16 protein-coding genes are annotated in these 12,744 nt (G+C 63.9%); 7 read left to right on the top strand and 9 right to left on the bottom strand.

The genetic code is table 11. The features are described from left to right. Window positions 1-1,026, bottom strand: coding sequence for an ABC transporter permease (locus AC1D75_RS05715; protein WP_495514319.1), 1,026 nt, complete (start codon window positions 1,024-1,026; stop codon window positions 1-3). A 110-nt stretch (window positions 1,027-1,136) separates the two neighbouring features. Between AC1D75_RS05715 and AC1D75_RS05720 the strand changes: the two genes are divergently transcribed. Both AC1D75_RS05720 and AC1D75_RS05725 read left to right on the top strand, forming a co-directional pair. After that, complete coding sequence (locus AC1D75_RS05720) at window positions 1,137-1,727, top strand: TetR/AcrR family transcriptional regulator (RefSeq protein WP_495514320.1); 591 nt, start codon at window positions 1,137-1,139, stop codon at window positions 1,725-1,727. A gap of 41 nt (window positions 1,728-1,768) precedes the next feature. Then, window positions 1,769-2,338, top strand: coding sequence for an HdeD family acid-resistance protein (locus tag AC1D75_RS05725; protein WP_495514321.1), 570 nt, complete (start codon window positions 1,769-1,771; stop codon window positions 2,336-2,338). Between the two features lie 14 nt (window positions 2,339-2,352). Here the strand turns inward: AC1D75_RS05725 and AC1D75_RS05730 are convergent, their stop codons facing one another. The 3 genes from AC1D75_RS05730 to AC1D75_RS05740 form a co-directional block, all read right to left on the bottom strand. Next, on the bottom strand, window positions 2,353-3,156 hold the full coding sequence (locus AC1D75_RS05730; protein ID WP_495514322.1) for a lytic transglycosylase domain-containing protein: 804 nt from the start codon (window positions 3,154-3,156) through the stop codon (window positions 2,353-2,355). A gap of 342 nt (window positions 3,157-3,498) precedes the next feature. Further along, the gene (locus AC1D75_RS05735) at window positions 3,499-3,924 is read right to left on the bottom strand and encodes a hypothetical protein (protein ID WP_495514323.1); all 426 of its coding nucleotides are present in this window, start codon (window positions 3,922-3,924) and stop codon (window positions 3,499-3,501) included. Further along, on the bottom strand, window positions 3,921-4,595 hold the full coding sequence (locus AC1D75_RS05740; RefSeq protein WP_495514324.1) for an acyl-CoA-like ligand-binding transcription factor: 675 nt from the start codon (window positions 4,593-4,595) through the stop codon (window positions 3,921-3,923). The genes AC1D75_RS05735 and AC1D75_RS05740 overlap by 4 nt, the downstream gene beginning before the upstream one ends. 122 nt (window positions 4,596-4,717) lie before the next feature. Here AC1D75_RS05740 and AC1D75_RS05745 point away from each other — a divergent pair, with 122 nt between their 5' ends. After that, window positions 4,718-5,665: an AAA family ATPase gene (locus tag AC1D75_RS05745; protein ID WP_495514325.1), complete on the top strand. Its 948-nt coding sequence runs from the start codon at window positions 4,718-4,720 to the stop codon at window positions 5,663-5,665. Between the two features lie 69 nt (window positions 5,666-5,734). Beyond that, entirely contained in the window at window positions 5,735-6,655 is a 921-nt protein-coding gene (locus AC1D75_RS05750) for a vWA domain-containing protein (RefSeq protein ID WP_495514326.1), read from the top strand. A gap of 1 nt (window position 6,656) precedes the next feature. On the opposite strand, the gene AC1D75_RS05755 is transcribed toward AC1D75_RS05750, so the two are convergent. Continuing rightward, window positions 6,657-7,466: a DUF1542 domain-containing protein gene (locus AC1D75_RS05755; protein ID WP_495514327.1), complete on the bottom strand. Its 810-nt coding sequence runs from the start codon at window positions 7,464-7,466 to the stop codon at window positions 6,657-6,659. A gap of 110 nt (window positions 7,467-7,576) precedes the next feature. Between AC1D75_RS05755 and AC1D75_RS05760 the strand changes: the two genes are divergently transcribed. Next, window positions 7,577-8,143 carry a DUF4334 domain-containing protein gene (locus tag AC1D75_RS05760; RefSeq protein ID WP_495514328.1) on the top strand — a complete coding sequence of 189 codons (567 nt, stop codon included), beginning with the start codon at window positions 7,577-7,579 and terminating at the stop codon, window positions 8,141-8,143. Between the two features lie 6 nt (window positions 8,144-8,149). Here AC1D75_RS05760 and AC1D75_RS05765 read toward each other — a convergent pair whose 3' ends face one another. Then, window positions 8,150-9,340, bottom strand: coding sequence for a glycoside hydrolase family 183 protein (locus tag AC1D75_RS05765; protein WP_495514329.1), 1,191 nt, complete (start codon window positions 9,338-9,340; stop codon window positions 8,150-8,152). A gap of 161 nt (window positions 9,341-9,501) precedes the next feature. On the opposite strand from AC1D75_RS05765, the gene AC1D75_RS05770 reads away from it, so the two are divergent. Next, complete coding sequence (locus AC1D75_RS05770; RefSeq protein WP_495514330.1) at window positions 9,502-10,143, top strand: nucleoside/nucleotide kinase family protein; 642 nt, start codon at window positions 9,502-9,504, stop codon at window positions 10,141-10,143. Here the strand turns inward: AC1D75_RS05770 and AC1D75_RS05775 are convergent. The 3 genes from AC1D75_RS05775 to AC1D75_RS05785 form a co-directional block, all read right to left on the bottom strand. Further along, on the bottom strand, window positions 10,140-10,649 hold the full coding sequence (locus tag AC1D75_RS05775) for a hypothetical protein (RefSeq protein WP_495514331.1): 510 nt from the start codon (window positions 10,647-10,649) through the stop codon (window positions 10,140-10,142). The two genes, AC1D75_RS05770 and AC1D75_RS05775, sit on opposite strands and share 4 nt — an antisense overlap. Window positions 10,650-10,928: 279 nt before the next feature. Beyond that, on the bottom strand, window positions 10,929-11,393 hold the full coding sequence (locus AC1D75_RS05780; protein WP_495514332.1) for a DIP1984 family protein: 465 nt from the start codon (window positions 11,391-11,393) through the stop codon (window positions 10,929-10,931). 172 nt (window positions 11,394-11,565) lie between these two features. After that, entirely contained in the window at window positions 11,566-11,811 is a 246-nt protein-coding gene (locus AC1D75_RS05785) for a hypothetical protein (RefSeq protein ID WP_495514333.1), read from the bottom strand. Between the two features lie 392 nt (window positions 11,812-12,203). Between AC1D75_RS05785 and AC1D75_RS05790 the strand changes: the two genes are divergently transcribed. Beyond that, window positions 12,204-12,728, top strand: a complete 525-nt coding sequence (locus AC1D75_RS05790) for a CarD family transcriptional regulator (RefSeq protein WP_495514334.1) — start codon at window positions 12,204-12,206, stop codon at window positions 12,726-12,728. The last annotated feature ends 16 nt before the right edge of the window (window positions 12,729-12,744 follow it).

The raw sequence follows: 12,744 nt of genomic DNA on the forward strand, positions 1-12,744 counted from the left end.
TCACTGTACCGAGCGAGGGCTCGCTTTTGTTGGCTCTGGGGAGACTCCGGAATCGGCCGTGGCGAGGACGCCGAATGTCTCGTCGTCGGCGGACGGAGTCCGCTTGTGCGCAAGGAGTATCAGGCCTGCACCGATCGCGGTCCAGCACAACAGCACGATCAGTGCGTGGGCGCCGCCGTGGCCGTCGAAGAAGGCAAGTGAACGAAGGAGCGTTCCCGAGGCGCCCGGGGGTAGCAGTTGACCGAGTTCGGCCCACCCTGACGGCAGCCAGTACGAGCTCGTCGCGATGCCCGACAATGGATTGCCGACAACCATCATGACGACTGCACCGGCACCGAATCCGACGATGCCGACATTGCCTGCCAGTCCGATCAGGGTCAGGCTGATCGCAGACATCCCGAGTGCGATACCGAGCGATACCGCGATGACGTTGCTGTCGAATGTGCCGACGGCAAACCGCAGGATCAGTCCGAGGGCGAATCCGGCGAGACCTGCCATGCCGATCGCGGCCGCACCCTGCTGAAGCGTTTTTCCCGGGAGGAGTCTACTGAAGGCGACGGCGGGGATGATGCCGCCGAGCACCAGAGGCAGTGCCAGCCCGGCGATGCCGGTGCCCTGCGGATCATCGGCCGTGGTGGCGACGACATCTTCGACCGGCACCGCCACACCGCTCGCCGTCGACATCGCGGTCGCCGTAGCCCGCAGGGTCTGGGCGATCTGTGCCCCGCCCGCCGATGTCACGAACATCGTCGGCCCAGCAGGGGTGATGGCGATGCCACCGACTACCTCGCGTTCCTCGATGCCGGTCCGGAGTTCGTCGACCGAGTCGTAGTGGCGGACATCGAATGTGTCCGCGGACTGCACCCGCAATCCACTCTCGATGGGGGTGCTCGCCGAGGTCGGTCCGGCGATGCCGATCGGAAGATCGTGTGCTCCAGAGTTTTTCATCGGCAGGACAAAAGCGAGCGAGATCAGTGCCAGCACCCCGGCCAGCCCGATCATCGCCCCTACGATCTTGCGGTTCATGGAAACCCTCCACATGTCAGATGTGGAGAAATATCCTCCACTTAATACGGAGGATATTCCTCCGTATAGAATCTGCTGTCAAGTGCGGTGTCGCGAGGAGGGGCGTGTAGATGAGGGCAGATGCGGTGCAGCGGCGGGCCAGATTGATGGACGCCGGACGGGAGTTGTTCGCGGATGTCGGCTACGACGTGCCACTCGAGACGATTGCCGAACGTGCCGGGGTCGGTATTGCCACCCTCTACCGGAACTTCCCCACTCGGCACGATCTGAAAGTCGCGTTGTTGGAGGACGGGTTGGCCCGGGCCCGCGCGACGCTCGAAGCGTTGATCGAGGACGTCGACGCGGATCCGGCAGACGCCCTGGTAAGGCTCACTGGAATGTTCGTGTCACTGCGGTTGGGCTCGTTGATACCGATCATCGTCCGCGATGTCGACGTATTGCCGCAGCATCTGATCGACGAACGTCACGCAAACCTCGCCATGCTTGGCGAGGTTCTCACCCGGGCCAAGGCCAAAGGTGTTGTGCGAAAAGATCTCACGGAGATCGACTTCTTCGCCGGGCTGGCCTTGATCACCCGGCCCCAGTCGTCGCTGGATGCCGATCCGATGGTGGCGGGCAACACCACGGTTGATGAATTGATCCCGCGGGTACTGGCCATCTTCCTTGCCGGGCTGCGGCCAGATGGCACAAAGTTGCCTTGATTTGGTGTGTCACCAGGGGTTTCGCGGGGTAAGTTCCACCCATGACGAACATTGTTGCCACCCAGTCGTTTCCCGATCAGCTGCGCAATGCGGTGCGGGCCGGGCTCATCGCCACCGCGGTCATCGGGATCATCATCGGTATCGTGGCCCTCATCTGGCCCGAGCCGACGCTTGTCGTGGTTGCGGTTCTTTTCGGGATCACGCTGATCTTCACCGGCATCTACCGCCTGACCATGGCCTTTTCGGCAAAGCTGTTGCCAACCGGGCTGCGGGCCTTCCTCGGGCTGATGGGCGCGATCATCTTGATCGCGGGCATCGTGTGCCTGTTCAACCCGGCTGAATCACTGGTCTTGCTGGCCATCGTGATCGGTATCTCGTGGATCTTCCAGGGAATTCAGGAGATCGCCGCCGGATTCGGCGGTGCCCTGTACGCACCCAAGTGGTTCCTCATCGGGTCCGGGGTGATCTCACTCATCGCCGGCATCGTTGTGCTGTTCCTGCCGGGCGCCGCGATCACCACGTTCCTCGTTGTCGGTGCGATCCTGCTCATCATCGTCAGTGTCGTCACGCTGCTGACCCTGCCGCGAGAGACGGTCGCACCGGCCGTCTAGCCGGAACCTCCGAATCAGTAACCGTCGGCCCAGCCACGCACCTTCGACACGTAGTCCATCGAGTTGTTGTAACGCAGGACGGCTTTGACGACCTGAGCCGGATCCCGGAGGTCGAGCCCGCCGTCGCAGAGGTAACGGCCGGTTGTCAGGGCCGCGTCAAAGAGGTTCTGGGGGTCGGCGACGCCGTCGCCGTTTCCGTCTTCGGCGTAGTGATTCCAGGTTTCTGGAAGGAACTGCATGGGTCCGACCGCGCGGTCGTAGGTGGGGTTCCCGTCGAGTTTTCCGCCGTCGGTGTCGCGGATGACGTTGTTGCCTGCCAGGCTGCCGTCCAGCAGCGGACCGAGGATGGGTGACTCCAGGGCGCCCGTCGGATCCGCTTTGCCGTTGTTGGCGTGGGTCGATTCGACGCGGCCGATTCCGGCGATCAGCTGCCACGAGACGCCGCAGCCGGGAAGTTCCTGCGCCAGCTTCGATCCGGCGGCGTGATACGCCTCGTAATTGATGCGGGGGATCTGGCCACTGGTCACACTCGCCGGGACCACCTCGGGTGCGGGAGCGGGGGCCGGTTCGGCTTCGGCGGTGACGTGCTCGACGACCGGTGTGGCCGGAGCAACGGACTCGGTGTTCGATGCGGATCTCACCGCGGCCGATGCGGCGCTGTCGGCCACCTGCTTCGTCGGTTCGCCCGTCATCTGCTGACCCGCATGGGCACCGGCTACTGCGGTGACCAGTCCGACGGGCACAAGGGCGGCCAGCGCGTACGGCGACCGCCACTTTGTTTTCTGCGTCGACTTCTTTGGTGCCGAATGCTTACCCAAGGCGATGAACCTCCTGTAGATGGGCGTTCGCCCGTTGAGTCCGCGCCGACGCTACACCAGAATTGACCCCCTTCGTTATCGTTCCGTGATCGGCAACCGGAGGGTGCGTTGCAGGATCGAGACCCATCGCAGGTCAGGCATTTAGCGATGCTAAGAATGTGACCTCGGTCACTTTACGCGCGTGTCGGGGGCCCGCATGCGGCGTTATATCAGGGGGGCGACAGACGCTCCGCGCTCCGCCTCAGCGCCTCTGGCCGGCTCTGCCTTAGAGACAGTTCGCGAGTGCCTGGCGCAGCGCCGAGTCGCGGGGATCTCCCTGCAGTTTCGTGCCCATTTTGTCTGTTACGTAGCCGCAAGCGTCTGCGGCCGCAGGCCGAGCGGTCCACCGGCGGACGTGAAGGCGCCGTAGAAGCCTGTCCCGGGGTGGAACCGACGCCGGCGTCCCGATGAAGACCTCGTCGCCCACCCCCAACGGCGCCGCGATGTCGCCTCGGAAGACCTGGCCGATGATGCGGTGCTGCGGGTCGATCCGTCGGACCAACTCGCGCCCGTCGCGTTGTCGCGGAGCCCGCCCCACAGGTCCACGACGACCTCACCGTCGATGACCACGCAGACCGCCGCGCCGAGCTCGGCCCGCACGGTGAAGTTCTCGACGAAGGTCTCCTGGACGCGCTCGAATCCACGCGAGACGTGCCCGCCGATCGATCCGGGATCGGGGTACGGCGGGATCGGTGTGGACCAACGCCCGAGCCCGCAAGCGGATCTCACCACCCGGAGTGAATGGCCGGTTCCCTGGATATTCCGATCGACGGCGCGGTCGCCGGAAGGCGCGGTGCGATCCACTCCGTTCCCGGATCGACCGGGAGCAGTAGCCGAATCGTGGACCGAAGACATTCGGCGAGTGTGGTTTCGGGGTGCGTTATCCAGTACTCGTGCGCGGCCATGATGGCGGCGGTTGTCGCGTGGGCAAACGTCAGGGCCGCCAATTCGTTAGCCGGCCAGATGCCGCGCCGCTCCAGAAATGCGATCACCGATTCGTGGATCCGGCGGTACATCCTGGCGGCATGGGTGTGGACTGCGGGCACGGTGAGGATCAGTTGGGCGCGGTACCTGGCCCATCGCTCATCGGCAGGGCGACACAGCAGTGCGGCGACGACTGCGGATTCGAGCACCTCACGTGGTGGATAGATGCCTTCGTCGGCGGCGAGGAAGGCATTCAGGCGGTCGATTTCGGCATTCGATTCAAGCCAGAGCACATCAGCTTTGGTGGGGAAGTAGCGGAAGAAGGTCCGGCGGCTGACACCGACTGCGGCGGCGATGTCCTCGACGCTGGTGCGCTCGAAACCCTGGGTGATGAAGAGTTCCTGTGCGGCGGCGGCCAGTTTGCGTGCGCTGGTTATGGCGGGTCTGCCGCCTTTGTCTATCGTCGCGTGTTCCATACCGCTCCCCCGGTTTGTCAGACTGTGTGCCATCGTCTCACCTACGTGGCCCGAAAGCGATGGCCGCTGCGCTGCGTACAGCGTCCCTTGTCGTCGGTGCCCGTCGACCTTAGATTGATGGCATGACAAGAGCTCTCGTAGATGTGGCCGCAACCGCTCAGATCCGGGCCAGGATCGCCGAGCAGGTGGTGGGCCGCGAGCGCGAGGTCGACCTGTTGCTGGCGGCGGTGTCGGCCGGACGGGACCTGATGCTCGAAGGCCCGCCCGGGACCTCGAAGTCGACGTTGCTGGGCACCATCACCGCGGAATGGGACATCCCGCTGGTGTTCGTGGAGGGCAATGCCGATCTGACCCCGAGTCGGCTTGTGGGACATCATAATCCCGCCCGGGTCCTGCGGGAGGACTACTCGGCGGACAACTTTGTCGAGGGCCCACTCATCGAGGCGATGCGCACGGGCGGGTTCCTATACATAGAGGAGTTCAACCGCGCGCCGGAGGACACACTCAACACGTTGCTCACCGCGATGGCAGAGCGGGTCATCACGATCCCACGGGTGGGCAGTGTGAAGGCGCTCCCCACATTCCGCGTGGTGGCGTCGATGAATCCGTACGACAACATCGGTACCACCCGGCTGTCGACGTCGGTGCACGACCGGATGTGCCGACTGGTGGTGACCTATCAGGACGCAGTGGCCGAACGCGAAATCGTGAAGCGCCGAACCGGCGTCGATTCGGCTCGGGTGGTGGCCGATGCTGTCGCGGTCACGCGAGCCACCCGCGAGCGCGACGACATCCGCCAGGGGAGCAGTGTGCGCGGCGCCATCGACGTTGCGTTGCTGGCGTCGGAACTGGCGCAGATGCGGGGGATCTCGCTGCCCGTGGTGGACTCGGTCGATCCGCCGAGGGGCCTGCCGGAGGACTACACGAACACCATGCTCGACGCCATGCTGGTGGCGTTATCCGGGCGAATCCATCTCGACGACACCGCCTTCGAGACTCCGGAAGCGGTGTTGCGGGAGATCTGGCAGGACCACTTCATTCTGATTCCGGCGGCTGCCGAACCGGGTTGAAGAGCCGTTGCGGCCGATAGTCCGCTGTCGCGTCGGTCGAAGAGTGATCACGGCCGGGATCGCGCGCACATGCGCCCGCTGCGTCGTAAACCCAAGGTCCTCGACGAGGAACCCGCACTGCTCAAGCCGTCGGCCGGAGGTGGCGGGTTCACGCTGATCCCCAAGGGAACCGAGCGCGGTAAGCCCATGCAGTTGCCCGGTTCGTCGGCGCCGGGTGCCACCGACGACGAGGGTGATCTGGTGGACTCTCATAGTGTTTCGGTCGTCGACGAGATCGGTAGGCAGCGGGCCAAGCAGATCGCTCGGAGGCTGGCGCTGGCGCAGCCGATGCGGCAACGTCGCGCCCGGCGGGCCAGCACAGGGACGTTGACCACGATGCGTTGGCGCGGTGGCACCGATGAGATCGATCTGGACGCGACACTGGTGGCGATCGCAGGCAATCCGTTGCCGACCGACGATGACATCCTGGTGCGGGAACGGGTTCGCAACCGTCGCTCGATCGTTCTGGTTGTCGACATCTCGGGGTCCACCAAAGGCGAACAGGTACGGACCGCGGCAGCGACGGTCGGTGCGATGGTCGGTGAACTCGCCCGTGATGATGTTGCCGTGGTGGCCTTTTGGTCAGATGCCGCGATCCTGGTTCGGCTGGGAGAGCGGGTCAGCGCCCAGACCGTGCTCGATCAGTTGCTGACATTGCCGACCCAGGGACTGACCAATGTCGCGTTCGCGCTCGAGGTGGCCGCGCGGGAGCTGGCCGGGGTGCCGCCTGCGGATGCGCGGGTGCTGCTGCTCAGCGATTGTGTCCACAATGCGGGGCCTGATCCGCGCGGTGTCGCGGCGCGACTGCCACGTCTGGACGTCCTGCTCGACACCTCAGGGGAGGATGACGTGGACCTGGGCCGCGACCTCGCGACCATCGGCCGGGGACGATGCCGCCTGATCCGCGATCATCACGACGTGGCGCCGGCCTTGACGTCGATCTTCGGCTGACTCAGAACCCGCCGAAGTCGCCGCCGCCACCGAAGTCTCCGCCGCCACCGAAGTCTCCGCCACCGAAATCTCCACCCTGGTCGCCACCGCCGAAGTCCCCGCCTTGATCTCCGCCCATGTCACCACCCTGGTCGGCGTCGATGCCGTCTTGGTAACCGTCGCCGTATCCGCTTTCGAAGGCGTTGCTGTCGTAATTGACGCCGGCCATCCCGGAGAACATGGCGTTGAACAGCAGGACCGATCCCAGACCCCAGGCGCCGGCCACCAGTGCCGGTTTCCACCATGGTTCGGAATACCAGCCCGCGGGCACCGGCCGGCCCGCGACGCGTCCACCCGGGTAGTAGTTGGGCGTCTTGTCGGAGGGGTTCGGTGATGCCGCGATGTGCCGGCCGTCGAACTCGATGTCGCGGTCTTCACTGACGGCTCCGGAGGACTTCTGGCCGTCGAGCGTCGCGATCTCGGGTCCGGGATCCATGTCCATGGCCAGGCGGGCCGCACGAACGTAGTACAGGCCCTCCAAGGCGGTTTGTTTTGCAAGTTGTGCCTGTTTGGGCGTGGTGGCCTGTTCGATCTGTGATCCGGCGGCATTGAACCGTTCCGAGGCATCGGACATGGCCGATTTGGCCGGTTCATTGGAGCCGATGAGGCTGTAGACCTGACCGCCGAGTCGTTCGATTGCCTGGCGCGCATCGGCTTTCGCGTCCGCCAGGGAGGTCTCCTCGGTGCGGCGACGCGCGGAACCCTGGCTTCGGTTCAGCGCAACGAAGCCCACGATCACAGCGATGACGGCGATGACCAGAAATAGTTCCATGATCGTGCCTTTCGATTCTGAAATCGGACAAAGTCCAGCGTACCTGGCATTCTTCCGCGGATCCCGGACTAAGGGTTGGCCGGAGCGCGAAGGCTGGCTAGATTGTCGGAATGTCGATCGCAGAGAACGTCATTGCCGAACAGCAGGCCACCACCGAGCAGGCGCAGGCCGTCTTCGACGACGCCGCACCGGTCGAACCCGACTTCATGATCGGAACCTGGCGAGGCGCCGAAGTGCGAACCGGTCACTGGATGGACGGAATGCTCGCCGCCAGTGGGTGGTGGGGCAAGCAGTTCGTCGATGCCGAAACGGTGCATCCGTTGCTGTTCCCGACCGCCGACGGACAAGCGCTGTGGGCGCTCGACCCGCGCCGGCTGCCGTTCAACCTGCTCAAGCGCGCGCCACTGCCGTCGCTGGAGGGGCGATCGCTGGCAGGCCTGGTGACGGCCTCGCGTCCGGGGATGGGTACCAAAAAGCCCAAGGCGCGGCTGCGGACCACCGTGTACGGCGGCGTGGGTTCGGCCACGATGGTCTACGACGCGCATCCCATCAACGACGTCTTTCGCAAGATCAGCGACGATGTGGTGATCGGCCTGATGGATCAGCGCGGGGCGCCGCCCTACTTCTTCTCACTGCAACGCGACGACTCCCTGCCGGTGCTCGCGCAAGGGCGTTAGAGGCTGTCAGACCAGGTCGAGGTCGGTGCGCAGCAGCATCACGTTGTAGTGCTTCCACACCGATGCGGTGTAGTAGAGGTACTTCCCCGATGACGAGGGATGGATGTAGGGCGCATAGATGCCGCCGAGTCCCTTCGCGGGTGCCAGGAGTTTCGTTGCGCTCCAAGGGCCTTCGGGCTTCTCGGCTGTCCGCATCACGAGTCCACCGGCACGGTCGCTGGTGTGCAGCATCACGTACCGTTGGAGGTGGTTGTTCCACGCCACCGACAGTTCGCTGACGGGTTGGGGTGCAACGTTTCCGAGGTTTCCGAACTCCGTCGACCAGCGCTGGGCCACGTTGTTGGTGTAGTACTCGTACTTGTTCAGGTCGAGGATGTTCTCCGGCTGAAACCTTGCCAGATAGGCGGAACCGAACCGGCCGTTGGGGGTTCCGTACTGATAGATGTAGCCGTCGTTGCCTTTGGTGTAGGCGTTCATCTGGAACTTGCTGTTGTCTTGACGGACTTGCCCGATGCCGGGAATGGTGATGTCCGCGTTGACACGAATGGTGTTGGTGTCGGGAGCCCAGGTCTGACCGTTGTTGTGCGAGACGGCGATCGCCGAGAAGTTGGTGGCCCATTGGCCGGGTTCGCCCCAGGCGCGCACCGACATGTAGTTGATGTACTGGGTGTTGCCGATGGAGATCGCGGCCGTGGGAATGCTGGTCGCTTCGATGTAGCTCACGCCGAGCGCGGGGATCAGTTCGCCCGGAACCGCGCTCGAAATCGTGATCCCGTCGGAGAGGTCTGTGTCTTCGGAGCGCAGCAGCACATTGTGCCGCCACTCCTGCCCGGCAACCGAGCAGTTTCCGAAAGTGTCACCGAATGCCATCAGGATCTGTCCGGATCCGTTGTCCCAGCTGATGCCGAGGTCGGTGCCCGAGATATGGAAACGGTCGTACGTGCTGTTCTTGCTGCGGGGGCCGGTGACCCATTCGACGGCGTTGGTGTTGGCGCTGGCGATGACCGGGAGCGCGCCTTGCGGTCCCTTCGGCGGTTGCCCGCCGCTGCTGCCCAGTCCGCTGCTACCAAAGCCGCTGCTTCCGTTGCCGGCGTTTCCACATGGTTGCGCGATGGCGGGGGACGTCAGCGCGACGAGTCCGGCGGCAGCGAGTGCGACCACAGAGGTTCCGATCGTGACCGAGCGGAATGCGTGCATTTAGGCTCCTCGCGCCGGACGCAGATACTGAAGTGACCAGTGTTGCGCGCCGATTCTGGATTTCTCAGTGTTGCAGAGATCCGCGGCGTCTATCGCGCTTCTGCGGGGAAACCCGGATATGGCTGATAATCAGCTTCGGTAATCGATGAGAGGCAGCGAATGTGATCACCGAGACGGACGAGCTGATCGAACGCGTGGAGGCGCTCCGACGACGAAACGATCGCGTACTCGTCGGTGTGGTCGGCGCCCCGGGAAGCGGTAAGAGCACGGTATCTGCCGCGGTGGCCGATCGACTGGGCGGCCAAGCGGTCGTCGTCCCGATGGATGGATTCCATCTCGCGAACACTGAACTCGCCCGGTTGGGTCTGGCCGACCGCAAAGGTTCGATCGACACTTTCGACGCGTTCGGCTATCTCCACCTCATCAAACGCCTGCGGGACGCCGTCGATCCCGTGGTCTATGCACCCGACTATGTCCGCGGTGTCGAAGAGTCGATCGCCGGTTCCCTCGCGGTCCCCGCCGAGGTTCCGGTGGTCATCACCGAGGGCAACTACCTGCTCGATTCCGACGAGCCGTGGGCACAGCTGCGCTCACTGCTCGACGAGATCTGGTACGTCGAAACGCCGCGAGAGGTCCGCTTGGAGCGATTGGTGCAGCGGCACATGAGTTTCGGAATGGACGAGGCCACGGCCCGCGCCTGGAGCGGAGGTCCGGACGAGACCAATGCGGTGAGGATCGAGGCGCTCCGCGATCAAGCCGATCTGGTCATCGACGTGATGCGCTTTGCCGAAACACTGGCCTAACTACCCTCGACGGTGAAACCGACTCGGCGGAAGTACTCTTCGAATCCCTCGACGTGATCGCCCAAGTGGTGGATGAGTTTTGCGGTGTCGTGTTCATGTTGTGTGGTAGCAAGACCGCGAATCTCCAGGGCCCAGGGCAGCACGGCTTTGCCGCCGTCGGCGACCACGTAGTTGAACCGGTCGACGAGTGCACCGCACCAGAAGAAGTCGGCAAAGCACAGTCTGACCGTCTTGTCGGAGAAGGTCTTTGACCACTCGAATCGGCGAGCGTGGCTCGCGTCGCCGGCGTGCTCGAATTCCAGGCCCATGCCCCAGGCGATGGTGATGTTGATGTCAGGCTTGTATGACGCGGTGGCGTAGTGGCTGTTGACCTCGATGCGGTAGCCACCGTCGGGAGTCACCCCACCGTCGAACCAGTTGTGATAGCTCGGTCCCTGATGCTTGATCACCTGCCAGTCATCTGGGCCCGAGTTCTGGATGATTTGACGGAATTCCTCGAGATTCAATGCGCTTCCCTTCGTCTGGTCGAAGGATAACCCGCCGACGCTTGTGGCGAATGCAGTTCCCCTTGCCCTACCCTCCCCGATGGCAATCAGGACGTGGTGATGTGTTGTGCGCTTTGCACATTCACCTGTGCGGTGTTCTGGGCGTGCGATGTGTGTGAGGGAATCGAACCCTCGGCGCCGCCCACGGCACCGCCAGAAGCGGCGGATCCGCCGCCGCACGGTGTGTGCTCGCCTTGCAATCGGGTACCTGCTGCAGTCGGTCTTCGTCGATCTTCGGCTCTAGTCGATCAGATCCGTGGACCAGTTGGCCTGTTGGACCTGCAGATCGACCTCGCGGAGTTCGCGGGCGAGATTGTCGGCTCGCTCACGCAGAGGCCGGACCGTCAGTGCCGAGACATACATCAGTTCTGAGCGGAGTTGCCGGTAGGCCTGCTGATTCTTACCTGCCGCAGCGTTCGCCGAACTGGTGATCAGCCCATGGCGTAGTCGCAGAACATCACGCCGGGCCAGCGCGTCGGTGATGGTGCCGTTTCCGAGGGGCGTCGCCGAGTTGGTGGCGTTGATCTTTCGGATCAGCAATTCCAGTTCGCTAAGTGCGCTTTCGGCCTCGTCCAGTAGGTCTACGGCGTCCTCGGCGGGCGGCTCGCCCTCCTGGTATCGAGCGTTGTCGGCGATACGGGCACGCAGTTGCTCGACGCGCCGACTTGTATCGGTGCGTCGGGCCAGCGCTTCTGCCAGCTTCATCGGGTCCTCCTCCTCGGAACGTCGGTGTGAACGTCAGCAATGCAACGCGACCGCTGTGATGAGCGCAACCGAATTGTTTCGGACTGATCGCTGCCGCAGCATGATTCGCGAGCCGAGAGAGGGCATGAACGTATGCGGCGACCGAGCCGCAAGGCCATTCGTTCGTCAGGACCTATCGGCTACGAAAGCCCGGGTTGTCCAGGCTGCGGACGAGATCGCATGGCCAAGCCTCAGGGGGGTTATGGCGTCCGAGGCAGTCGGCGCCGTACACGCCACCTTCGGGCTGGTGGGCCTTCAACTTCCTCTTCGCGGCCTTCTCGGCTCGCACAGCATCGGCTGAGCGACCGGCGCGAACCGTCTGGTTCTGCCACCACATGCTGATCGAACCGTTCTTCTGGGCCACGAGGTCATCTGCCATGCCCGAGACCTTAGCTCCCACTCGGTTGGCCGGCGGCTACCGGTCTGACCCATGGTGGCCGGGGCCCATGGTGCAGCAGGAATTCTACCGGCTCGAGTGATTGTGGACTCGTCACTCATGTTGCAGGACTGTGTGTTTCGAGATGACGGCCGCCACTGGAACACGTGAGCAAACTCACTGGCGCGCCAGGTCGGCGAAGGGGGATAATGAAGAGGTTGGCTCGCGGGCTCCGATGCGTTCATCGGCATGGGTGCAGTGTCCCGTGGTTGCGCCACTTGGTCGAACATCCGAAGGGATTCCCAGTGGTGCGATGACCGTCAGTGCTGTGGGTGTGCGCCCGGGGTTCCTTGCGGTTGAGTCCAATGCCCGCACGATCAAAAAGGTTCACACACATGCAGTTCTCTGTCGGTCAAGTTGTTGTCCACCCGCATCACGGTCCCGCGACGGTTGCCGAAATATACAGTCGCACAATCCGAATGGAGCCAACGGAGTATCTGCGGCTCACCATTCATCACAGCGATCTCGCCATCGACCTGCCGGCCCTGAAAGCCGAGGAACTCGGCGTCCGGCCGCTCTGCGATGCCGCCGGTGTTGCACGTCTGATCGAGGTGCTGCGCGCGCCCACCGGCGACGAGCAGGAGGCGTGGACGCGACGGTTCAAAGAGAATCAGGAGAAGCTGCGGCGCGGTGATCTCTTTGTCGCCGCAGAGGTCGTCCGGGACCTGGCCCGGCGCGAACGCAACAGTCACCTTTCGGTAGGCGAGAAGGCAATGCTCCGGTCGGCGCTCGGCCCGGTGGTGACAGAGCTATCCCTGGCTTTGTCGATCCCCGAGCAAGATGCCGAAAGTTTGATCGACGCAAACGTATTCATGTCCGAAGCGGTGTCGGAAGAGCGCGAACTCGCTCAGGCAGGCTGACGCGCCGAGCTGACCC

The sequence above is a fragment of the Williamsia sp. Y712 genome (assembly GCF_059445525.1).